At 64.0% G+C, this 22,904-nt stretch carries 20 protein-coding genes; 13 read left to right on the top strand and 7 right to left on the bottom strand.

All coding sequences use genetic code 11. The annotated features are described in order from the left end of the window. Positions 1 to 396 precede the first annotated feature (396 nt). Positions 397 to 1,290, top strand: a complete 894-nt coding sequence (dapA, locus tag HDG34_RS30150) for a 4-hydroxy-tetrahydrodipicolinate synthase (protein WP_184065379.1) — start codon at positions 397 to 399, stop codon at positions 1,288 to 1,290. Here dapA and HDG34_RS30145 read toward each other — a convergent pair. Next, entirely contained in the window at positions 1,283 to 3,367 is a 2,085-nt protein-coding gene (locus HDG34_RS30145) for a bifunctional diguanylate cyclase/phosphodiesterase (protein WP_184065376.1), read from the bottom strand. The two genes, dapA and HDG34_RS30145, sit on opposite strands and share 8 nt — an antisense overlap. Positions 3,368 to 3,519: 152 nt before the next feature. Continuing rightward, entirely contained in the window at positions 3,520 to 3,975 is a 456-nt protein-coding gene (locus HDG34_RS30140; RefSeq protein ID WP_184065373.1) for a rhodanese-like domain-containing protein, read from the bottom strand. Positions 3,976 to 4,094: 119 nt separating this feature from the next. Here HDG34_RS30140 and ftrA point away from each other — a divergent pair, with 119 nt between their 5' ends. Then, positions 4,095 to 5,054: a transcriptional regulator FtrA gene (ftrA, locus tag HDG34_RS30135; protein ID WP_184065370.1), complete on the top strand. Its 960-nt coding sequence runs from the start codon at positions 4,095 to 4,097 to the stop codon at positions 5,052 to 5,054. A gap of 326 nt (positions 5,055 to 5,380) precedes the next feature. Beyond that, entirely contained in the window at positions 5,381 to 6,598 is a 1,218-nt protein-coding gene (locus HDG34_RS30130; RefSeq protein ID WP_184065368.1) for a DUF2252 domain-containing protein, read from the top strand. Positions 6,599 to 6,782: 184 nt separating this feature from the next. Here the strand turns inward: HDG34_RS30130 and HDG34_RS30125 are convergent, their stop codons facing one another. The 4 genes from HDG34_RS30125 to HDG34_RS30110 all read right to left on the bottom strand — a co-directional run bounded on the left by HDG34_RS30125 (position 6,783) and on the right by HDG34_RS30110 (position 10,922). Continuing rightward, positions 6,783 to 8,261 (bottom strand): DASS family sodium-coupled anion symporter, encoded by a 1,479-nt coding sequence (locus HDG34_RS30125; protein ID WP_184065364.1) that lies wholly within the window; start codon positions 8,259 to 8,261, stop codon positions 6,783 to 6,785. Positions 8,262 to 8,313: 52 nt separating this feature from the next. After that, positions 8,314 to 9,261 (bottom strand): lactate/malate family dehydrogenase, encoded by a 948-nt coding sequence (locus tag HDG34_RS30120; RefSeq protein ID WP_184065361.1) that lies wholly within the window; start codon positions 9,259 to 9,261, stop codon positions 8,314 to 8,316. Positions 9,262 to 9,365: 104 nt separating this feature from the next. After that, on the bottom strand, positions 9,366 to 9,749 hold the full coding sequence (locus tag HDG34_RS30115; RefSeq protein ID WP_184065358.1) for a nuclear transport factor 2 family protein: 384 nt from the start codon (positions 9,747 to 9,749) through the stop codon (positions 9,366 to 9,368). 180 nt (positions 9,750 to 9,929) lie between these two features. After that, a complete protein-coding gene (locus HDG34_RS30110; protein ID WP_184065355.1) occupies positions 9,930 to 10,922 on the bottom strand; it encodes an AraC family transcriptional regulator in 993 nt (330 codons plus the stop codon). Positions 10,923 to 11,017: 95 nt separating this feature from the next. On the opposite strand from HDG34_RS30110, the gene HDG34_RS30105 reads away from it, so the two are divergent. Both HDG34_RS30105 and HDG34_RS30100 read left to right on the top strand, forming a co-directional pair. Next, positions 11,018 to 12,262 (top strand): DUF1479 domain-containing protein, encoded by a 1,245-nt coding sequence (locus HDG34_RS30105; protein WP_184065352.1) that lies wholly within the window; start codon positions 11,018 to 11,020, stop codon positions 12,260 to 12,262. A gap of 82 nt (positions 12,263 to 12,344) precedes the next feature. Next, on the top strand, positions 12,345 to 12,500 hold the full coding sequence (locus HDG34_RS30100; RefSeq protein WP_184065349.1) for a hypothetical protein: 156 nt from the start codon (positions 12,345 to 12,347) through the stop codon (positions 12,498 to 12,500). Between the two features lie 241 nt (positions 12,501 to 12,741). Here HDG34_RS30100 and HDG34_RS30095 read toward each other — a convergent pair whose 3' ends face one another. Further along, on the bottom strand, positions 12,742 to 13,128 hold the full coding sequence (locus HDG34_RS30095; RefSeq protein ID WP_184065346.1) for an ester cyclase: 387 nt from the start codon (positions 13,126 to 13,128) through the stop codon (positions 12,742 to 12,744). A 318-nt stretch (positions 13,129 to 13,446) separates the two neighbouring features. On the opposite strand from HDG34_RS30095, the gene HDG34_RS30090 reads away from it, so the two are divergent. The 8 genes from HDG34_RS30090 (at position 13,447) to HDG34_RS40265 (ending at position 22,887) form a co-directional block, all read left to right on the top strand. Next, positions 13,447 to 14,865 carry a GH1 family beta-glucosidase gene (locus HDG34_RS30090; RefSeq protein ID WP_184065343.1) on the top strand — a complete coding sequence of 473 codons (1,419 nt, stop codon included), beginning with the start codon at positions 13,447 to 13,449 and terminating at the stop codon, positions 14,863 to 14,865. Positions 14,866 to 14,959: 94 nt separating this feature from the next. Further along, positions 14,960 to 16,198: an ABC transporter substrate-binding protein gene (locus HDG34_RS30085; protein WP_090806416.1), complete on the top strand. Its 1,239-nt coding sequence runs from the start codon at positions 14,960 to 14,962 to the stop codon at positions 16,196 to 16,198. An 8-nt stretch (positions 16,199 to 16,206) separates the two neighbouring features. Next, on the top strand, positions 16,207 to 17,163 hold the full coding sequence (locus tag HDG34_RS30080) for a carbohydrate ABC transporter permease (RefSeq protein ID WP_184065340.1): 957 nt from the start codon (positions 16,207 to 16,209) through the stop codon (positions 17,161 to 17,163). Continuing rightward, positions 17,160 to 18,077 (top strand): carbohydrate ABC transporter permease, encoded by a 918-nt coding sequence (locus HDG34_RS30075; RefSeq protein ID WP_090806412.1) that lies wholly within the window; start codon positions 17,160 to 17,162, stop codon positions 18,075 to 18,077. Before HDG34_RS30080 ends, HDG34_RS30075 begins: the two co-directional genes overlap by 4 nt. A 3-nt stretch (positions 18,078 to 18,080) precedes the next feature. Then, entirely contained in the window at positions 18,081 to 19,241 is a 1,161-nt protein-coding gene (locus HDG34_RS30070) for an ABC transporter ATP-binding protein (protein ID WP_184065337.1), read from the top strand. Between the two features lie 45 nt (positions 19,242 to 19,286). Then, positions 19,287 to 20,339: a substrate-binding domain-containing protein gene (locus tag HDG34_RS30065; protein WP_184065334.1), complete on the top strand. Its 1,053-nt coding sequence runs from the start codon at positions 19,287 to 19,289 to the stop codon at positions 20,337 to 20,339. 524 nt (positions 20,340 to 20,863) lie between these two features. Continuing rightward, the gene (locus tag HDG34_RS30060) at positions 20,864 to 22,576 is read left to right on the top strand and encodes a SulP family inorganic anion transporter (protein ID WP_184065331.1); all 1,713 of its coding nucleotides are present in this window, start codon (positions 20,864 to 20,866) and stop codon (positions 22,574 to 22,576) included. A gap of 32 nt (positions 22,577 to 22,608) precedes the next feature. Then, complete coding sequence (locus HDG34_RS40265) at positions 22,609 to 22,887, top strand: hypothetical protein (RefSeq protein ID WP_409259622.1); 279 nt, start codon at positions 22,609 to 22,611, stop codon at positions 22,885 to 22,887. Positions 22,888 to 22,904 lie beyond the last annotated feature (17 nt).

The following is a 22,904-nucleotide window of genomic DNA, read 5'->3' as shown; positions in this document are numbered from 1 at the left end:
GCAAAACGCGTTGATGTACGCGGTGCGTATATTAGTTTCCGGCGCGTAGAAGTCAAGCGTTTTCCTTCGCGAGCTGGTTCGCGAGGCGCCGAAGACCCTGCGACGCGGGTTTCGCGGTTACACTGCGGTCCATGCACTCCGGCCCCACGTTCCCGCTCCGTTCTTCGACCTTCGCCCGCGTCGCTCTGGCGAGCGCGGCGGTCGCACGCGCGATCGGTGTTTCGCGCAACGTCGGCGCCAAAGCCAAAAAACAGCCGCTCATCTGACCGGAGCACGCTGTTCCGTCGTCAGATGTGCGACGGAACGACCGGTCGACCGCCCGCCTGCGGCTTTCTCCTCTGTTCTCCCTCGCACCGCTGACCCGGAATCGATACGGTCGTCATCGAGGTAGAAAACATGTCTGATTTCTCGGGTATCTGGATTCCGCTGATCACGCCGTTCGCCGACGGCGCCGTCGATCACGCCGCGTTGCGTGCGCTGGTGCGTCGCTATGCGGAGGCCGGCGTGGCCGGGCTCGTCGCGCTCGGCACGACCGGCGAGCCCGCCACGCTCGACGCCGCCGAACAGGACGCCGTGCTCGCGACGATTCTCGACGCGGCGCAAGCCGTCAGCGCGTCGCCGCAGCGGCGCGCGTTGCCGGTGCTGGTTGGCGTCTCGGGCAATCACACGGCGAGCATGCGCGCGCGGATCGAGCAGTTGAATCCGTTGCCGATTGCCGGCGTGCTGATCGCCGCGCCGTATTACACACGGCCCTCGCAGGACGGCATCGTCGCGCATTTCAGCGCGCTCGCGGACGCGAGCGTGCATTCCGTCGTGCTCTACGATATTCCGCAACGCACCGGCGTGCGGCTCGACCTCGACACGCTGCTGACGCTCGCCGTGCATCCGCGAATTCAGGCGATCAAGGATTGCGCCGGTTCGCTCGACACGACGCTCGCGCTGATTCGCGACGGCCGTCTGCAAGTGCTCGCGGGCAACGACCTCGAGCTCTTCTCGACGGTGTGCGCGGGTGGAAGCGGGGCGATCGCGGCGTCGGCGCATTGGCGGCCCGAGCGTTTCATCGCGCTTTATCGCGCGTTGACGCAGGGGAAGCTCGACGAAGGACGACGCATTTTTCACGCGCTCGTGCCGCAGATCCAACTCGCGTTCGCGGAACCGAATCCCGCGCCGGTGAAGGCGCTGCTCGCGGCGAGGGGATGGGTGCGCAACGAATTGCGTTTGCCGATGACGCGTGCGAGCGAGGCGTTGACCGAACGGCTCGCGGCGTCAGGGGAGACGCTGCTCAGATAGAGACGCCGCTTGCGGCCATCGTTTTGCCGCGGAGCATTGCGCCGAAGTCGTCGGCGTTGATCGGCTTGCCGAGCAGGTAGCCCTGCACTTCGTCGCACATCATCGAGCACAGCTTGTCGAGTTGCGATTGGGTTTCGACGCCCTCGGCGACCACGTCCATTTCGAGCGAGTGCGCGAGCGCGATGATCGCCGACACGATTGCGCTGCCCGCGGCGCCGTTCGCGTCGAGACCGTTGATGAAGAAGCGATCGATCTTCAACTGCTTCACCTGGAAGCGCTGCAGATACGCCAGGCTCGAATAGCCGGTGCCGAAGTCGTCGATCGAGATGTCGAAGCCGCTCGCCTGAAACGCGCGGATTACTTCGACGGTGCGCGCGGCATCCTGCATCGCTACGGTCTCGGTGATCTCGAACATGATCTGCTCGCACGCGACGCCCTCGCTCCTGACGATGTCGAGGATCGTCTCGACGAGGTCCGGTTGCAACAGCTGACGCGGCGACAGGTTGATCGCCACTTTCATCGCCGGCAGGCCCTGTTCGATCCAGCCGCGAATGCGCCGGCAGGTTTCACGCACGACCCAGTAGCCGATCTGCACGATCTGCCCGGAGCGCTCGGCGACCGGGATGAACTCGGCCGGCATCAGCGCGCCCATCTCCGGATCGTGCAGGCGGATCAGCGCCTCGGCGCCCGCGAGCGCGTCGCCGCCGCGCTCAAACTTCGGCTGGAACAGCAGCGAGAAACGATCATTCGCGAAGGCGTCGTGCAGCACTTGCTGGATCCGCAGCGTGCGCGTGGCGGCCTCGTTCATGCTGCGCTCGAAGAATCGGTAGGTGCCGCGGCCGGCGCGCTTCGCTTCGTACATCGCGGCGTCCGCGTGCTGGAGCAGCGTCTCGACGCTGTCGCCATCGCGCGGATAGAGCGCAATGCCGATGCTCGGCATCACCTGCAGCGGTTGTTCGTCGCTCCACGTGCCCTGGCGCATCCGGTGAAGCACGCCGTCGGCGAGCGCGGCCGCGTCGTCGCCGCACGTAAGATGTTCCGTGAGCACGACGAACTCGTCGCCGCCGAGCCGCGCGACGGTGTCGCTCGAACGCACGCATTGCTGCAGGCGTTGCGCGAATGCGGACAGCACCGCGTCGCCAGCCGAGTGACCGAGCGAATCGTTGATCGTCTTGAAGCCGTCGAGATCCATGAACAGCACCGCGAACGACGTACGCTGGCGACGCGCGCCGCTGATCGCGCGTTCGATCCGCTCGGTCAGCGTCGCGCGGTTCGGCAGGCCCGTCAGCGCGTCGAGCGTCGCGAGCCGCACGATCTGGCCGTTCAGCCGCGACACCGCGCCGAGCAGGAAGGTGGTGCGCACGTCGAAGCGCGACAGCATCAGCGTGACGATCAGCACCGCGAACGTGAGCAGGATCACCGAGGTGGCGAGCCATCGCGCGTTCATGTCGTTGGCCGCGCCGCAGATCGCGCCCGGCGCGAAGTCGGCGGCGGCCATGCCAGTGTAGTGCATGCCGCTGATCGCGACGCCCATCACCAGCGCCGCGGCGAGACGTTTGCGCGCGATATGGCGCTCGTGTTCGTTGCTGAGCGCGCGCGCCATCCACAGCGCGGCGCTCGACGCACCGATCGCGATCGCGATCGAGGCCGCGAACCATGCCGGCTGGTAGTGGATCGCGGGCGCCATGCGCATCGCCGCCATCCCGGTGTAATGCATGCCGGCGATAGCGATCCCCATCGCCACGCCGCCCATCAGCAGCCGGACCGGCGTCAGGCGCTGCTGGGTCGTCAGCGAGAGCGCCAGATACGAAGCGCCGATCGCGAGGGCCAGCGAGCAGGCGGTCGTCGCCGGGTCGTAGCCGAGCGGGATAGGCAGCGAGAACGCGAGCATCGCGACGAAGTGCATCGACCAGATGCCGACACCGAGCGCGAACGCGCCGCCGAGCCGCCATGCGTGCCGCCGGCGCGTCGAGCCGAGCAGGAAGATGCGGCCCGTCAGATCGAGCGCGGTGTACGACGCGAGGGTCGCGACCGCGAACGAAATCGCGACGAGCCAGAAATTATATGAACTCTGCATATTGGGTCCGCCGGGAAGAGTCCGGCTGGACATGTTATCGGCACCTTTCGAACTTTTGTTTAACTTATTTGCGATTTGCGAACAGGGGGCAAAGCCGACGCGCGGACGGCGGCGGATGCCGCGCTGGAACGCGTGTCGGATTGCGAGTCACGCTATGCATCGGAGCGTGGATCGGACGGCGGATCGGCGTCCTCGCGGCTCAGCGGGAAGCCTTCGTCCAGCCAGCCGGTGACGCCGCCCGCCATCAGCTTGACGGGCCGCCCCAACTGCGCGAGCAGCAGTGCGCCGCGCGCCGCGCCGTTGCAGTGCGGGCCCGCGCAGTAGGTGACGAACAGCGTGTCCGGCGCAAAAGCCGCGAGCTTCGACGTGACGATCTTGCCGTGCGGCAGATTCAGCGCGCCCGGCACGTGGCCCTGCGCGAACAGCGCGGGACTGCGCACGTCGAGCAGCACGAAGCCGGGCGCGCCGCTCGCGAGCGCGGCGTGGACGTCGGTGCAATCGGTTTCGAAGCGCAGCGACGCCTGGAAGTGCGCGAGCGCGGCGGCGCTGTCGGCGGCGGGGATCGCGGTGACGGCGTTCGGGACGGTGGTGAGGTTGTCGTGAGTCATGGCAGCAGGGGTGAGTTGATTAGGTGGTGGGACGCGCGCTTTTCAGGCACGGTCGATTGTGACGAGCGGCGGGTCGCCCGGTAAGTGGCGTGATCGTCAATCTTCGGTAACATTACGCCATGCACAATCATCTCGTCGTCGCGCTGGCCTACGACCGGCTTTGCACCTTCGAATTCGGCTGCGTGACCGAACTGTTCGCGCTCGAGCGTCCCGAGCTCGGCGTGCCGTGGTATCGCTTCGCGGTCTGCGCGAGCGAGCCCGGTCCGATCCGCGCGGCGGGCGGCATCACGCTGGCCGCGCCCTACACGCTGAAGCTGCTCGCGAGCGCCGACACGATCGTGATTCCGGGTTGGCGCGATGCCGACGAGGTGCCGCCGGCCGCGCTGCTGCGCAGGCTTCGCGCGGCTTACGAGCGCGGCGCGCGGCTCTGCTCGATCTGCTCGGGCGTGTTTGTGCTCGCGGCGGCCGGCGTGCTCGACGGCAAGACCGTGACGACCCACTGGCGCTACGCGGACAAGTTGCAGCAGCGCTATCCGCAACTGCGTGTGCAGCCCGACGCGCTGTATGTCGATGAAGGGCAGGTGATCACCTCGGCGGGATCGGCGGCCGGGCTCGACATGCTGCTGCATCTGGTGCGGCGCGATCATGGCGGCGCGGTCGCGAATCGCGTCGCGCAACGGCTCGTGGTGCCGCCGCATCGCGAGGGTGGCCAGGCGCAGTTCGTGCCGCGCCCGATGCCGCCCGACGAAAGCGGACGTATCGCGAAGCTGATGGACTGGGTGCGCAGCCATGCGGCCGAGCCGCATACGCTGCTCTCGCTCGCCGGGCGCGCGGCGATGAGCCCGCGCACGCTGCAACGGCAGTTCCGCGACGCGACCGGCATGGCGCCTTATGAATGGCTCGTCAGGGAGCGCGTCGCGCTTGCGCGAGAGTTGCTCGAAGCCGCGACGCCGCTGCCGATGGCGCGCGTCGCCGAGCCGGCGGGGTTCGGGTCGGAGGAGTCGTTGCGGCGGCATTTTCGCCGGATCGCGTTGACGAGTCCGGGGGCGTATCGGCGCAGGTTCGGTGGGGAGGGGTGAGTCCAGCAGGTCGTAAGCACAATGGATGCGACACATTGATGACATTGGACATGTATTCGAACCACCATAGCTCGTTCGTCAGCAACAGGAGCGCGGTCGCGTTGAACGCCAACAACGACGCATAGAACTCGAAGTTCGAGCCTGTCGAGCGCGCCCACTGGCGATACGCGTAGGCAAGCAGCCCACCGATCGCCACTGCCGCGACAAGCAACGACAGCCACGTCACTGCATCCGGGTTGAACCCGCATTGAATTCGCGGCACGCTCCGAGGTCACAGCAGCAGGCATGGAGCTCACGTCGAGCTTGCCCATTCAACGGAACCCGCTATGTCCGATATCGCAAAGATCATCGCCAACTTCAACGCCGGGCGGGACCCCGAACGACTCGCGATGAAATACAAAGCCATGCGCGGCTCGCCGTTCGTATTTCTGCGCGGCACCTGCCATCTGTTCTATGCGCGTCTGCCGCGCGCGAACGTACTCGACGACGCGCCGCACGTGTGGATCTGCGGCGACATGCACCTCGAAAATTTCGGCAGCTACAAGGGCGACAATCGCCTCGTCTACTTCGACAACAACGACTTCGACGAAGCCTGTCTCGCGCCGGTTCCGTACGAGCTGGTGCGTCTGTTGACGAGCGTGCTGGTCGGCGCGGCCAACCTGAAGCTGAGCCGCGCTGAAGCGCTCGCGCTGTGCCACACCGCGCTCGATGCCTACGGCGCCGCGCTCGCGTACGGCAAGTCGCGCTGGATCGAAGCGGAGACCGCGACCGGCATGGTGCGCGATCTGTTCGTCGCGCTCGTGAGCCGCACGCGCGCCGCGCATCTGGACCGGCGCACGGTGCTCAAGGGCAAAACGCGCATGCTGAAGGTCGACGGCAAGAAAGCGCTGCCCGTCAGCGATGAACGGCGTGCCGCGGTCGCGCAGTTCATGCAGCAGTTCGCGGTGACGGAGCCGAATCCCGAGTTCTACCGCACGCTCGATGTCGCGCGCCGCATTGCGGGGACGGGCAGCCTCGGTGTCGATCGCTATGTGATTCTGGTCGAGGGCAAGGGCTCGCCCGATGGCAACTACCTGATCGATTTGAAAGAGGCGCTGCCGTCATCAGTGAGTGCGCACGTGACGGCGACGCAGCCGAAGTGGCAGACCGAGGCGCAGCGTGTCGTCGAAGTGCAGCGGCGCAATCAGGCGGTCTCGCAGGCCTTTTTGCACGCGGTGGAATTCAACCAGCGCTCCTATGTGCTGCGGAGTTTGCAGCCATCGGAAGATCGCGTCGCGCTTGCCGACTGGGACGGCAAGCTGCCGCGGCTCGAGGAAGTGATCAACAGCATGGCCGAGTTGAGCGCGTGGGCGCATCTGCGCAGCGGAGGGCGGCAGAAGTCGGCGATCGCGGACGATCTGATCGCGTTTGGCAGTCGGCGCGATTGGCAACTGCCGTTGATCGATCTTGCGACGCAGTGTGAGGCGCAGGTCGCGGCAGACTGGAAGGCTTATTGCGAAGCTTATGATCGGGGAACCTTCGAGACGAGCGGCACGGGCAACTGAAGCGTTGCATTGGAGGGCCGGCGCGGGCGTCAGGGCTGCGGACGGCGTCGCGGTGATCGGCGGCGATCGATGACGACCGGGGAAGTTGCGCGGGTCATGACCGCTCGCGATTGACGAAGCGGGAAGCGGAGCAGGATCACGTGTGCGCGGGCCGTACGAGCCGCGCGGCGAAAGTCGCGTTGTCTCATACATGCCCCAGCACCTTCCACCAAAGCGGCCCAACGACCAGCCAGGCCACCATGTAAAACAGGCTCATCAAAAATCCCGCCTTCCACCATTCGCCCTGGGTCACGTAGCCCGCGCCGAACATGACGGGACCGGAGCCGATGCCATATTGCGTCAGGCAGCCATTCACATTGCTCAGAATGCCGAGCGAGACTGCGGCGACGAAGGGTGGGACGCCGGCGGCGACCATCAGTGCCATGGAGAGCGGAAACAGCGCGCTGATATGCGCGGTGGCGCTGGCGAAAAAGTAGTGAATGTAAACGTAGATCGCCGCCACCATCATATAGACCGCCAGCATCGGAAAGCCCGCGAGATGCGCGCCGAATTCCTTGCCGAACCAGCTCACCATGCCATATTCGTTGAGCTTGGAGGCCAGCATGATGAGCAGGCCGATCCAGATCATCGTGTCCCAGGCGGACTTCTCGTTCAGCGCGTCCTGCCAGGTCAGCACGCCGCTGATGAACAGCAACGAAACGCCGATCGCCGCCGCGAGCGTTGCGCCGACGCCGAGATCGTCGCCGAACACCCACAGCACCAGCAAGCCGACGAAGATGCACGCCATGATGATTTCTTTGACCGAGATGGGCCCCATCGTCGTGAGCTCTCGTTGCGCGAGGTCGGTGGCATCGGGGGTGCGTCTGACCTGCGGCGGGGCGATCCACAGCATGGCGATCGGAATCACGGCGAGGCACAGCAGACCGGGGATCGACGCCGCCACCGCCCAGTCGAGCCAGCTGATCGACACGCCCTGGTCCGCGGCCAGCCTGACCGCCAGCGGATTGCCCGCCATTGCCGTGATGAACATGCCCGCCGTGATGATGTTCGCGTGGAAGGCGCAGAGAATCAGGTAGCGTCCCACCTTCACGCGTGATTCCGGATCGTCGGCGTGACTGCCCAGCACTTCGGAAATGGCTCGTGTGATCGGCAACATCACGCCGCCCGCGCGCGCGGTGATGCTCGGCATCGCGGGGGAGATCACGAGTTCGGTCAACACGAGCCCGTAGCCGAGCCCCGTCGTTCGCTTTCCCAGCAATCGCATGAACAGAAGCGCGATCCGGCGGCCAAGGCCGGTCTTGATCACGCCGCGTGAAATGAAAAACGCGAGCATCACGAGCCATACGAGGTCGGTGCCGGTGGATTTGGTGACGTCGGCAAACGACAGAACGCCGACGAGCACGCCAATGGTCGAGCCGATGATGGCAACCACCGACATCGGCAGCGGGGCGGTCATGATGCCGGCAATGGTCGCGACGAACACGGCGAACATATGCCACGCCTTCGGCTGGAGTCCGGCGGGCGCGGGCAGAAACCACAGCGCGACGCCGACCGCGATCGGTACCAGATATTTCCACACGCCGGCCGGCAGTCCGACCGAGGGCTTCGGCGTGGCGGGAGGCGAGCTGGTGGGCCGTGAAACCTTGGCAGGTGTAGGAGCCATGATGGACCTCGTGCCGGCGTGGTTGGGTTTTTTCGGAGTGCGCGGGAAGGTGTCACCGCACGTGGAGCACGCTTTCCGTCGCGTCCTTGACGATGCGCGCGCTACCGAGCAAGGTCTCGCGCTCGATAGGGTCGAGTTCCGGATAGGCGATCAACCGCGCGCCCGCGCCATTGACGACCATTGGCAGCGACACGCACACGTCCGGTATGCCTTCCACTTCGGGCTGGACGATGCCAACCGTGAGAATCAGATCGGTATCGTGCACGATGGCCTCGCAGATCCTTCCTATCGCGCTGGCGATGCCGTAATGGGTGGCGCCTTTGCCTTCCTTGATGAGCTTCGCCGCCTCGTGGACGGAGCGCAGGATCAGATCCCTGCTGGCGGGGCCCAGCTCCTTGCCGTTGCGCGTCAGGAAGGTTTCGAGGGGCATGCCGCAGACCGTTGCGGCGGACCACTGGATCACGGCCGATTCGCCGTGCTCGCCGAGCACATAGGCGTGAATCGCGGAGGCCACCACGCCGAGCCGCTCGGACAGCAGGGAGCGCAGCCGCCCGGTATCGAGCGAGGTTCCCGTGCTGATGACGCGCTCGCGCTCGCAACGCAATTGGTCGTAAACGGCGCCGGTCAGCACGTCGCATGGGTTGGTCGCGATCAGATAGATGGCGTCGGGCGCGAGCGGCGCGATCCGCCCGACGATTTCGGTCGCGATGTCCGCATTGGTTCTGGCAAGGTGCAGGCGAGTCTCGCCGGGTTTGACGCCGGCGCCGGCCGTGATCACGACGATGTCGGCGTCACGCGCGTCTTCGTAGTCCCCTGCGCGAAAACGGCTGTGCCCCCAGAATGCCGCGGCGTGGGCGAGATCGAGAACCTGTCCCTCAGCGCGCACCCGCGCGACATCGATGATGACGACTTTCGCACTCGGAATGGCCAACGCCACGAACAGGGCTGCCGATCCCCCGACCAGCCCCGCGCCGACGATAACGATCTTGGCCTGCCGCATAGCGAACCTCGTCAAGTTCGGGCTTCAGCCCCCTCGAAGCATAGTCGCATGCGCGCGTTTGTCATCAATCGGACCTTGGTCCTACACGGCCGCGGCGCGTTTTTTCACGCGGTCCGCTCAACCCATTGACTCCGCCAATCCGGGGCCTCGAACGGATCAGCAAAATACTGCGTCTCGCGGACGACCTTGCCTTCGCGGAACTCCATCACGCTGACCGTGTAAGCGATGCGCCCCTGATAGTTGATCGTGTACTCGGTGATCCACAGATTGCCTTCGCCTTGAATTCGCCTGATCGCGAAACCCGATGGCTTGCCGGGATGATGGCCGCGCAGAGCCTGCAAATTGGTTCGTCCGTGGATTCGCTCGCCTGATTGGGGATAGTCGCAGATCGCATCGTCGGCGTAGATAGCGTGTTCGGCGTCGAGATCGCCGTCCGCCGACGCTCGCCAGTGTGCGTTCAAGGCTTCACGTATCGCTTGTTCGTTCATGGAGTGCCTCCAGAGTCGGGTATTGCAGTCGACCAGCCGCGCGTTGCCGTCGCGTTGAAATTTCGCCGCCAGCGCATAGTGTGCGCCATAAAATCCCTGGCCCCACCCTTGCTGCAAGTACTCCCCCTGACGTGCAAAAAATGTCTGGCGCCTGCAGGGATTGCTCGCCGAGTAGTCCGGTCATTCGGACTGCCGGCCTGCGCGCGAGGGCCCGGACATCCGTTTGCCGTCTCCTTTGTTGCGGAGTCTCTGCAGAGAAGGCGAGCGCTCGGTGAGCATTGGCGACATCTGTTGCTCCGCCCGCCGCGCGCCCGCGAACTGCTGCCTGAATTCAACCGGCGTCATGTCCTTGGCGGCTTTGAATTGCCGGTTGAAATTCGCGACGTTCGCGAATCCGGAGCGCGTCGCAATGACGGAAATCGGCGCTTGCGTATCGGTCAACATCCGGCATGCGTGGCCGATTCGTACGCGCGTCACGTAGCGCCCGACGCTCTCGCCAAGATGCTGCGTGAAATGCCGCGTCAACGAGCGCTCGGAAAGCCCCGACGCCTTGGCCAGCGCGGAAAGCCGAAGCGGATGCGCGAACTGTGTTTCGATCAACGCGAGCACGCGATTGATCTGATCGGATTCGTGGCCAGTCGGCGTTCCGGTTCGCGCGTCGAATGCGCTTGGGGACGCGAGCGGCGTGGCGGGGAGCGCCGACAGCAGATCCAGTACATCGAGCGCCGCCTGCAAGCGTTCGCGCGGTTTGTCGGACAGCAGGCGGTCGAGGTGTTCGCGCATGCGTGTGCCGGCACCGTCTTCGAACGCGAGGCCGCAGGCCGCTCTGCGCAACAGGTCGCAAAGTCCGTTGTATTCGGGGCAGACATCGGCGAGTCGCCGCACCCACGCGCCGTCGAACCATACGACGATCGCGACCTGCGGGTGCGCCGCGTCGATCGAACGGTTCGAGGCCCAAGTGTGCGGCAGATTCGGGGGCACCAGCACCAGATCGTCCGCGCCGTAGGTCGCGACGGAGTCTCCGATGTACCGCTTGCCCTGACTGTTCATCGTCAGCGTCAGCTCGTACTCGGGATGGTGGTGCCATTCGAAAGGGATGCGGGGCAGCCGGCGGTGGTAAACCCTGACCGAACAGTCCCGGCCAAAATCCACATGTTCAAAAGCGGCTTTCATGTCCGAAATCGTCAAATCTTTGACCGGATAGTATCACGCAGGCGGCGATCGTTCGCGTACGCTTCAAGCATCAGAAACCATATGGAGACGATGCCATGGCCTTGCAAATCGACGACCTGCCGGCAGCGATCCGTCAAGCGAAGCGCGAACTGCGCGCGATGCTGCCGAACTACCGCGACGTGTTCGCCGACGTCGAAGCGGCGATGACGAAGGAGGCGGAGCGAATCGCGACGCTGCGTGAGCGCGGCGAGCCGGTCATTCCGGAAATCCAGTTCGCCGACATCGTGACGAACCGCGTCACCGACGAGCAGATCGCGCTCGTCAAAGCTCACGGCGCCTGTGTGATCCGCAAGGTGTTCGACCGGTCGCTCGTCGAGCAATGGGATCAGGACATCGCCGACTACGTCGAGCGCAACGACCTCGACGCAAAGCTGCAGAATCGCGCGGAAGACAAGTACTTTGGGCAGCTCGCCTCGAGCAAGCCGCAAATCTACGGTGTGTACTGGTCGAAACCGCAGGTGCTCGCGCGGCAATCGACCGAGCTCACGCAGGCCCGCGTGTTCCTGAACCGGCTGTGGCGCACCGAAAGCGAAGGGCGCGTGCATTTCGATCCGAACCATGTGCCGGTGTATGCGGACCGCCTGCGCCGTCGGCCGCCCGGATCGGAATCGCTCGGGTTGTCGGCGCATTGCGACGGCGGTTCGGTGGAGCGCTGGATCGAGCCGAACTTCCGCAAGGTCTATCGCCATGTGTTCTCGGGCCACTGGCGCGACTACGATCCGTTCGACGCCGCGTGGCGAACCGAAGTCGAGGAGATCGCATCGCCGGCCGTCTGCTCGATGTTCCGCACGTTTCAAGGCTGGACCGCGCTGACGCCGCAGGGTCCCGGCGACGGCACGCTGCAGTTGGTGCCAATGGCGAACTCGATGGTCTACATCCTGTTGCGCGCGCTTCAGGATGATGTCGCCGAAGACGATCTGTGCGGAGCGCTGCCGGGGCGCGCGCTGTCGATCAAGTCCGACTATCACGCGCCGCTGTTTCATGCGCTGTCGTCGATTCCGCTGATGCAGGCGGGCGACACCGTGTTCTGGCATAGCGACGTCATTCACGCGGTCGAGGACGCGCATCGCGGCAACGGCTATAGCAACGTGATGTATATCGCTTCGCTGCCGGGCTGCGCGAAGAACGATGCGTATCTGAAGCGGCAACTGCCAGGCTTTCTCGAAGGCAGGAGCCCGCCGGATTTTCCGGCCGATCATTTCGAAGTCGATTTCGTCGGCCGCGCGACGCCAGACGATCTCACCGAGCTTGGCCGTGCGCAAATGGGCTTCGACTTGTGACTGGAACGGGCATGGCCGCGTCTGGATCGGGAGCGGAACTTGCTGCCGCTTCAGCATGGCAACGACCTAAGGAGGACCGGCCATGGCAACCACACCGAACAAGGACGAAAACCCGATCCGCCCGGATCAGTCCGACGTCGTGCAGACGGATCTGCCCGACCTCGGTCCATCGCAGGACCCGGATGAGCCGCCGCTCGATCCCGACATCGACCCCGATAGCGAGGACGACAAGCCATAGACGAGCGCATTCGCCCGATAAAAAAAGAATCGAAGTGAAATGCGGGCGTTTCTGATAACCGCGGCAGTTCCCACATGGCAGAATTGCCGCGCGAGTTCGGTTTTGCCATGAGTGCCGCGCATAGCGACTTCAACGGAGACGGAGGTTTGCCGGAGCGATGCGCTCCGTGACAGCCTCGCTGACGGGGCGTCTCCGCGCGCACAAAAAGATGCACGCGAGCGACACGCGTGTCGCTGAGCCGCTACAACTGACTCTCGATCGCGGCTTTATCGATGACCGACCAGACTTGCTGGATCTTGCCGTCACCAAACTCGTAGAAGACGTTCTCGGAAAACTCCACCCGTTTTCCTTGCACGGGAAGCCCAAGTAACATGCCGACGGGTGTGCAGTCAAAATGCAATCGGCTTGCGATATGTGGCGGCTCGCAAACCAGGATCTGAATCTCGAAGTGCAGGTCGGGAATTTCGCGGAAGTCTCTTTCCAGCATCTCGCGATAGCCCGACAAACCGATTCGTTGGCCGTTGTACTTCACGTCTTCGCCAACGAAGTCTCGCAGCTTTGACCAGTCCTGCGTGTTCAGGCAGGCGATATAGCCGCGGTAGAGTTCCGACAGATTGAATTCGCTCATCGCAATCGTCTTCCATGCTTCAGTGGATAAGCCGATTGTCGGCGATCCGAGACTTTGCGTTGCACGGCTGCCAGGGATTTTCGTCGGAAGCCGTAACTATCCGTTGCAGTGAACACCCCCGATGCGCGCCGCATCACCCACGCACGCATGCCAGAAACCCTCCAGACAAACCCGGATTGCTGCGCCGATTTCTCCGCTGCTATCGTTCGCTGGACAGTGTGGAAGCGCTTCCACTTAAGCGTTCACAGCAAGTTCGAACGCCAGCGCCTCGAGTTCCACCACACCCGGTTCAACGACCTCATTGGCAGGAGAGAATCCGTGGTCAACGACGCATCCGCAGTCATCGACGCCGCCCGTCCAACCGCTCACGGCGAACCGCATTCCGATCAATTCACACCGCCCGCCGATTCGTCGCTGTGGCGCCAGGATTTCCTGCTCGGCGCGGCCACCGCGTCGTATCAGATCGAAGGCGCGGTCAACGAAGACGGCCGCCTGCCGTCGATCTGGGACACGTTCTCGGCCACACCGGGCAAGGTGTTGGCCGGCGACACCGGCGCCGTCGCGTGCGATCACTATCATCGCTGGGAACAGGACGTCGACCTGCTCGCGGGCCTCGGCCTCGAAGCGTACCGGCTGTCGACCGCATGGCCGCGTGTGATGGACGAAAACGGCACGCCGAACCGCAAGGGGCTCGACTTCTACAAGCGCCTGCTCGGACGGCTCAAAGAGAAGAACATCACGACTTTCGTCACGCTTTATCACTGGGACCTGCCTCAGCATCTCGAGGATCGCGGCGGCTGGCTCAATCGCGAAACCGCGTACCGTTTCGTCGATTACGCGGATCTGATGAGCCGCGAGCTGCACGGCCTCGTCGATGCGTGGGCGACGCTCAACGAGCCGTGGTGTTCGGCGTACCTCGGCTACGGCAACGGCCATCACGCGCCGGGACTCTCGAACCTGCGTTTCGCCGCGCAGGCCATGCATCATCTGCTGCTCGCGCACGGTCTCGCGATTCCGGTGCTGCGCGCGAACGATCCGCGCTCGCACAAGGGCATCGTCGCGAATGTCGGGCGCGGCACGCCGAATAGCGACAGCGCCGCCGACCGTCGCGCGGCCGAGCTGTTCGAAGTTCAGCACAACGCGTGGATTCTCGATCCGCTGTTCAAGGGCGAGTATCCGCAAGACCTGTTCGAGTTGTGGCCTGGCAGCGAGCCGCTCGTGCTCGAAGGCGACATGCAGACGATCAATACGCCGCTCGATTTTCTCGGCATCAACTATTATTTCCGCACCAACGTGGCGAGCGATGGTGGGCACGGTTTCAAGGAGGTGCCGCTCGAGGGTGTCGAGCGCACGCAGATGGGCTGGGAGGTTTACCCTGACGGTCTTCGCGATCTGTTGACCGGTTTCAGGGATACCTATGCCAATCTGCCGCCGATCTACATCACCGAGAACGGCATGGCATCGGACGACAAGGTGATCGACGGCCGCGTCGAGGACACGCAGCGCATCTCGTTCCTGAGGCGCCATCTCGCCGCGGTCGATCAGGCGATCAAGGCGGGCGTCGACGTGCGCGGCTATTTCCTGTGGTCGCTGATGGACAACTTCGAGTGGGCTTTCGGCTATGAGCGGCGCTTCGGCATCGTGCACGTCGACTACCGAACTCAGAAGCGTACCGTCAAGCGCAGCGCGGAGCTGGTGTCGAAATTCCTCCAAGATCGCAACGCGCAAGCGCAATAAACACAATTAAAACGACGCAGCAACGATGTAAAGCCGGGTGGAGCTGATTGGTATTTCGACTTGACACACGGGCACTGAGCCTGGAGGAGACGGGATGAACAGCAACAGAATGGTCTTGAGAGGCGTAGTTGCGGCACTGGCGCTGTATGGCGTCGTCGCGCATGCGGAACCGCTCAAGGCTAACGTGATTCACTGGTGGACCTCGGGCGGCGAGTCGGCCGCGATTCGGCAGTTTGCCGTCGCGTACGACAAGGCCGGCGGCCAATGGGTCGACAACGCAGTCGCCGGCGGAGATCAGGCGCGCGCCACCGCGATCAACCGGATCGTCGGCGGTGATCCACCCACCGCCGCCCAGTTCAATACGTCGAAGCAGTTTCACGATCTGATCGACCAGGGACTCCTGAATAACGTCGACGACGTCGCCGCGAAAGAAAACTGGAACGGCATTTTCCCGCAGTCGATTCTCGACAGTATCCGCGTGAAGGGCCATTTCTACGCGGCGCCGGTCGACATTCATATGCCCGCGTGGTTCTTCTACTCGAAGCCGGTGTTCCAGAAAGCGGGCATCGCGAGCGAGCCCAAAAGCTACGACGAATTCATCGCCGATCTCGGCAAGCTGAAGAGCGCGGGCGTGATTCCGCTCGCGTTCGGCGGCCAGCCGTGGCAGGAGAAGATCACCTTCGACGCGGTGCTCGCCGATGTGGGCGGCCCGGACCTGTATATGAAGGTCTATCGCGATCACGATCAGAACGCGGTGAACTCCGATGCGTTCAAGAAGGTGCTCGTGTCGTTCAAGCGGCTGCACGATTTCGTCGATCCGGGCTCGCCTGGCCGCAACTGGAACGACGCGACCGCGCTCGTGACTTCGGGCAAGGCCGGCGTTCAGATCATGGGCGACTGGGCGAAGGGCGAGTTCGTCGCGGCGAATCAAACGGCGGGCAAGGACTTCGGCTGCTTCCCGGGCTTCGGTCCGCGTTCGCCGTATCTGGTCGCGGGCGACGTCTTCGTGTTCCCGAAGACCGACAGCGCGTCGGCGATCAAGGCGCAGAATCTGCTCGCCACGGTGATGACCTCGCCGTCCGCGCAGGTCGCGTTCAGCGCGAAGAAGGGCTCGATTCCGATCCGGTCTGACGTCGACGAAAGCAGCCTCGACGTCTGCGCCAAGGAGGGCATCGCGATCATGAAGGACAAGTCGCGCCAGTTGCCGAATCCGGAAATGCTGCTGTCGCCCGATATGCAGGGTGCGCTGACTGACGTCGTGACGAACTTCTGGAACAAGAACGAGTCCGTCGACGACGCGCAGAAAGCGTTCGCCAGCGCGTTGAAGGGCTAGGCCTCGCCGTGCACGCGCTCAAGCTGCCAGCCGGGGGTCCGAAACCACAGGGCAAGTCGCACCCCAAACCGCGAAACAAGCCGCTGAGCCGGCGGTTTTCGATCGCGGTCTGGCTGGCCTTGCTGCCAATGCTCCTGACCGTCGTGTTCACGTACCTGGGCACGATGGTCTGGACCGCGCGCGTGTCGCTCAGCAATTCGCACACGTTTCCGTCGAACGACTTCGTGGGCTTCACGCAGTACGTGCGGCTCTTTCACAACGACCGCTGGTTGACGTCGCTGCAGAACATCGTGATCTATGGCGCGTGTTTCATCATCGCGTGCATGGTGATCGGCTTGCTGCTGGCGATCTTTATCGATCAGCGCGTGGTCGCGGAAGGCGCGTTGCGCACGGTGTTTCTGTATCCGTACGCGATGTCGTTCGTCGCGACCGGGCTCGTGTGGCAATGGATCCTGAATCCCGCGCTCGGTGCGCAGCAGGTGCTGCGCAATCTCGGCTTCGCGCATGCGCGCTTTGACTGGATCGTCGATCAGGACTGGGTCATCTACACGATCGTGATCGCGACAGTGTGGCAGGCTTCGGGCCTCGTGATGGCGCTGTTGCTCGCGGGCCTGCGCGGCATCGACGAAGAGTTGTGGAAAGCCGCGCGCGTCGACGGCATTCCACGCTGGCGCGTGTACGCGAGCATCGTGGTGCCGATGCTCGGACCGTCGATCTCGACCGCGTTCGTGCTGCTGTTCGTGATGGTCGTGAAGCTGTACGACGCGGTCGTCGCGATGACGCAGGGCGGCCCCGGCACTGCGAGCGAAGTGCCGGCCAAATTCATCATGGACTATCTGTTCGGGCGCGCGAACATCGGCCTTGCGTCGGCCGCATCGATCGTGCTGCTCGCGACGGTGCTGGCGGTTCTCGCGCCGTTCTTCTATGCACGCAGCCGTGCGGCGCTGCGCGGGGAGAGAGGATGAACACGCTCGATTCCACGCTCAAAGGCGGCATGCCGCATCGCGCGCGCACGCGGCCCCGCCGCTCGGCGTTCTCGCCGGCGCGGCTCGGCATCTACGCGTTTCTGCTCACCGCGGCGGTGTTCTTTCTGCTGCCGCTCTACGTGATGCTGGTCACGTCGGTCAAACCGATGAGCGAGATCCGCCTCGGCAATCTGCTCGGCTTGCCGATGCATTTCACGCTCGACGCGTGGAGCGCCGCATGGCAGTCGGCCTGCACCGGGCTCGATTGCAACGGCATTCGCGTCGGCTTCTGGAACTCGGTGCGTATCGTCGTGCCAAGCACAGTGCTGTCGATCATGGTCGGCGCGGTGAACGGCTACGCGCTGTCGTTCTGGCGGCCGCGCGGCGCGGGTCTGCTGTTCGGCGTGCTGCTCGTCGGCGCGTTCATTCCAGTGCAGGTAATGATCTATCCGCTCGTGCGCGTGCTCGCGAGCGTGCATCTGTTCAGCTCGCTGCCGGGCATCGTGCTGATCCATACGATGTTCGGCATGCCGGTGATGACGCTGCTGTTCCGCAACTACTACGCGTCGATTCCGCAGGAGCTGTTCAAGGCCGCGCGCATCGACGGCGGCAGCTTCTGGCGCATCTTCTTTCAACTGATGCTGCCGATGTCGACGCCGATCATCGTCGTCGCGCTGATCATGCAGGTCACGAACATCTGGAACGACTTCATTTTGGGCCTCGTGTTCGCTGGCACGAAGAATCTGCCGATGACGGTGCAGTTGAACAACATCATCAACACGACGACCGGCGAGCGGCTCTACAACGTCAATATGGCGGCGACGATCCTGACGTCGCTGGTGCCGCTCGCGGTTTATTTCATTTCGGGCCGCTGGTTCGTGCGCGGCATTGCGTCGGGCGCCGTCAAGGGGTAGGGCATGGCAAACATGGCTAATACGATCGATGCGGCCGGCGTGCGGGGTGCAAGCGCTGACGTTGACTCCGACGCCGCGGCGCTCACGCATCCCGCCAATGTGGCGGTCCGCAATCTGACGATTCGCCTCGGTTCGAACACGGTGATCGAGAACCTCGATCTCGACGTGCTCGCCGGTGAGTTCGTCGTGCTGCTGGGACCGTCGGGTTGCGGCAAGTCCACGCTGTTGCACAGCATCGCGGGATTGATCGACGTCAGCGACGGCAGCATCGAGATCGCCGGCGAAGACATGACGTGGGCCGATCCGAAGGATCGCCGCATCGCGCTGGTGTTCCAGTCGTACGCGTTGTATCCGACCATGAGCGTCGAGCGCAACCTGTCGTTCGCGCTGCGCATCAACGGCACGCCGAAGGCGGAAATCGCGCGGCGTGTCGCCCGCGCGTCGGAGATGCTGCAACTGGGGCCGCTGCTCAAGCGCAAGCCGTCGCAGTTGTCGGGCGGACAGCGGCAGCGCGTCGCGATCGGCCGCGCGATCGTGCGAGAGGCCGACGTGTTCCTGTTCGACGAGCCGCTGTCGAACCTCGACGCGAAGCTGCGCACCGAACTGCGCCGCGAACTGAAGCAGCTGCATCACAGCCTGGGCGCGACGATGATCTACGTGACGCACGACCAGGTCGAGGCGATGACGCTCGCGACGCGCATGGCCGTGATGCGCGGCGGCGTGATCCAGCAGTTCGGCACGCCGGCCGAGGTCTATGCGCGGCCGAACAATCTGTTCGTGGCGACCTTCCTCGGCTCGCCGGCGATGAATCTGCTGAGGGGCACGCTCGAGACGCGCGACGGCGCGCTTCACTTTTGCACTGGGCAGGTGCGGATCGACGTGTCGGCGTACGCGTTCAAGGGGGCGCCCGCGCAGGGCGTGCGCTGCGTGCTCGGCGTGCGTGCCGAAGACGTGCATATCACGGAAGGCGCCAGCGAGCGCGCGAAAGTTTCGCTAATGGAGCCGATGGGCAACCACCGCGTGATCTGGCTCGACTATCATGGCGAACAGATCGCGTCGATCGATCAGACCAAAGCGCCGATTGCGGAGGATGACACCGTGGCGTTCTCGTTCGACGCCGCGCATGTCTCGCTATTCGACGAAGCGAGCGGCGCGCGCTTATAACGCCGCGGCGCGTCACGCGCGAAGCGGCTCGTCGAGACAGGCTTGATGGAGAACCGCGTGGCAACACTCAAGGACGTCGCGGAACTGGCCGGCGTGGGCATGTCGACCGCCTCACGAGCCATTTCCGGCAAGGGACCGATTTCCGCCGATGCCGCGGCGCGCGTGAAGGCGGCGATCGAGGCGCTGAATTTCCGCCCGTCGTCGATCGGCCGGGCGATGGCGACGCAGCAGCTCGGCATCATCGGCATCTTCGTGCCGACCTTCTTTGGTTCCTACTACGGCACGATCCTGAAGCAGACCGACACCGAGCTGCGCGCGGTGGGGCGCCATGTCGTGGTCGCGACCGGTTGCGGCGAGGTGTCGCCGCGCGAGCAGGCGATCGAGGCAGTGCGCTTTTTGATCGGCCGCGATTGCGATGGCGTGGTCGTGATCAGCCACGATCTGCACGACGAAGACCTGATCATGCTGCATGGCATGCATCCGAAGATGGTGTTCCTGAATCGCGCGTTCGAGCAGTTGCCCGAGGCGTCGTTCAGCGCGGATCATCGGCGCGGCGGCGAACTCGCGGCGCGCACGCTGCTCGATCACGGGCATCGCGACATCGCGGTGATTTCCGGGCCCGCTACCGCGTCGGACAACGTGATGCGGATCGACGGCTTTTTCGCCGAGCTCGCGCGAGCCGGCATTGCGCGCGACGACGTCACGCTGATCGAATCCGACTTTTCGCCCGAAGGCGGCTACGCGGCCGCGCAGAAGCTGCTCGAGACGCAGCGGCGCGTGACCGGCCTGTTCTGCGCGAACGACACGATGGCGGTCAGCGTGCTCGCGCGCTTTCACCAGGCGGGCATTTCGGTGCCGCACGACATCTCCGTGATCAGCTACGACGACGACTACTCGGCCGCCTACGCGGCGCCCGGGCTCACGTCGGTGCATATTCCAACCGGGGAACTTACGCAAAACGCGGTGCGCTGGCTCATCAACCAGTGTTACGGCACCACCTGGGAGATCGTGCGCGAGTTTCCGCTCAGCGTGACGATGCGCGAATCGGTCGGGCCAGCGCCGATGCCGAAGAAAAATACGCGCGGCGCAAAGCGGTAGAAGGGTTTGCCTAATCGTGGCGCTGTGATGCCTGGCGCGCGCACGCGCGCCGTGGCGGCCTATTCGCGTTTTCACTTGCGTATCGACGATCTCTTTAAGGCTCCCGTAATCCTTCGCAATAGTGCTTTGCGGTTTTCCCTCATTAAACTTACTTCAAATTTCTTTACACTTCCCGGTAACAAGTTGTTACGGGGTGAGTGTGATGTTGGCCATCTTTCTGATCGCCTGTCCGATCTGCATCGCTGCGCTGTTCGGTTTCGCGCGCCATGTGGACCCGCAGACAGGGCAATTCAAACGGTAGATCTTCTTCGCGCGTTTTTTTCCGCGGCTGCGCCGTGGAGATTTTCGCTTTGCGATTAACGTCCGTTAGTTTGTTGTGCGCTTGAAAGGAGCAATCGTTTGCGTTCTTTCGGTTTGCTTTCTCGTTTTCGTCAATAGCCCGTTCTCCCTTCCATAAGTCTTGCCTTGGCGCGCCGGTTCGCGGCACGATGCGCGATTACTTTCGTTTTAGGTCAGCATCGCGTATGCAAGATTCTCTGCAAAAAATGGCGGCGCGTGCCAGCGTGCTGAAGGGCGTTCTTCCTTTGAGCCGGATTGCGGCGGCGCGCGATGCGCTGGCCGGTGTGCAGCTTGCGTCGATGGATATTCCGCAGGTCCTCGGCTATGCGCGCATTGCCGGCATGCCGGCCGTCACCGGGCTCTACACGGTGTTCCTGCCGCTCGTCGCGTTCGCGTTCTTCGGTGCCTCGCGGCATCTGGTCGTCGCCGCCGATTCGGCCACCGCGACGATCTTCGCGAGTCGTCTTTCGACGATGGCGCCCGCGTCGAGCGCCGAGTATGCGGCGCTCGCGGCGATGGTCGCATTGCTGACGGCCGCGTTGCTGCTCGTCGCGCGCATCTTCAAGCTCGGCTTTCTCGCCGATTTCCTGTCGCGTACGGTGCTGGTCGGCTTTCTTGCGGGCGTCGGCGTGCAGGTCGGCATCGCGATGCTCGGCGACATGCTCGGCGTGCCCGGACATGCGGCGAGCAGCGTGAAACAACTGCTGCTCGTCGTGAGCGACGCCGCGCAGATCAATCGGCCGACACTGGCGATCTCGCTGCTCGTGGTGACCGCGATTCTCGTCTGCAAACGTTTCTGGCCGCGCCTGCCGGTGCCGTTGGTCGCGGTCGTCGCGGGCATTGCCGCGAGCGATGTGTTCGGATTCGCCGCGCACGGCATCTCCATCCTCGGACCGGTGGAGGGCGGATTGCCGCCGCTGCGGATTCCGTCGGTGACGTGGCAGCAGATGCTCGATCTCGTGCCGGTCGCGGCGTCGTGCTTCGTGATGATCGTCGCGCAAAGCGCCGCGGCGAGCCGGGTGTTCGCCGACCGCTATCACGAGCCGGTCGATATCAACGCAGACCTGCTCGGCATCGCGGCCGCCAACGCGGCGGCGGCGTTTTCCGGCGCGTTCGTCGTCAACGGCAGCCTGACGCAGACCGCGATGGCCGATCGCGCCGGCACGCGCAGCCAGTTCGCGCAGTTCGTGTTCGCGGCGGTCGTGGTGGTCGTGCTGCTGTTTTTCAGCCGCTATCTGCAGTATCTGCCGCACTGCATTCTCGCGAGCATCGTGTTTACGATCGCGGTCGGCCTGGTCAATCTGCAGTCGCTCTTTTCGATTCGCCGCGAAAGTCCCGGCGAATTCGCGCTGGCTTTGTTCACGGCGGCGGCGGTCGTGCTGATCGGCGTCGAGCACGGCATTCTGGTCGCCGTCGCGTTGTCGTTGCTGCGTCACGTGCGACACAGCTACCGCCCCCACACGATGATGCTCGCGCCCAACGGCGACGGCATGTGGGTGCCGGTGCCGGCGGTGCCCGGCGTGGAGACCGCGCCTGGGTTGATCGTCTATCGTTTCGGCGCCGATCTGTTCTACGCGAACGATCATTTTTTCGTCGACGATACGCGCCGCCTGATCGATCACGCACCGAACGCCGTGCGCTGGTTCGTCGTCGATGCGAGCGCGATTACGGATGTCGATTATTCGGCGGCGCGCTCGGTGGGCGAGTTGTGCTCGGCGCTCAAGCGCAATGGGATCGAGGTGGTCTTTGCGCGGGTGAATCGCTATTTGCGCTCGGATATGGATCGGCATGGAATCACGCCGATCGTCGAGGAGCGCTGTATTTTCGGCACGCTGCATGAGGCGCTGAGCATGGCGGGAGTGGAGAATCCGCATGAGCGGGTTAAGGGGGCGCCATAACGGGCCGCCCTGGCTTCGCACTGAGGCGGCGCATGCCGCGAACACCGCCTCGGACGGGCAAATTGCTAGCAAACGTTGTCTGCGCCTCATTTGTTGTCGCTTGCCTCAATTATTCTGACGTTCCGCTTCGACTGGCAGATATCGATTACAAGAACATGAACGGCTTCGATTCGACCATCGAAACATATCTGTCCAGCATACACTTCGGTCATTTCGCGACTGCAATGCTGGCCTTCAGTTTGTGTGTCGAACTCGTCACGCAGTTCGAAGAACTGCGTGCTCTGGCGTTCGGCGTGTTCAAACATCTATGACCCGCGCGGAGCGCCAC

It is taken from the genome of Paraburkholderia sp. HC6.4b (assembly GCF_014200875.1).
In the GTDB taxonomy this organism is placed as follows: domain Bacteria; phylum Pseudomonadota; class Gammaproteobacteria; order Burkholderiales; family Burkholderiaceae; genus Paraburkholderia; species Paraburkholderia tuberum.
Note: the sequence above shows the minus strand (reverse complement) of the source record. Positions and strands in the feature narration are given on the sequence as shown.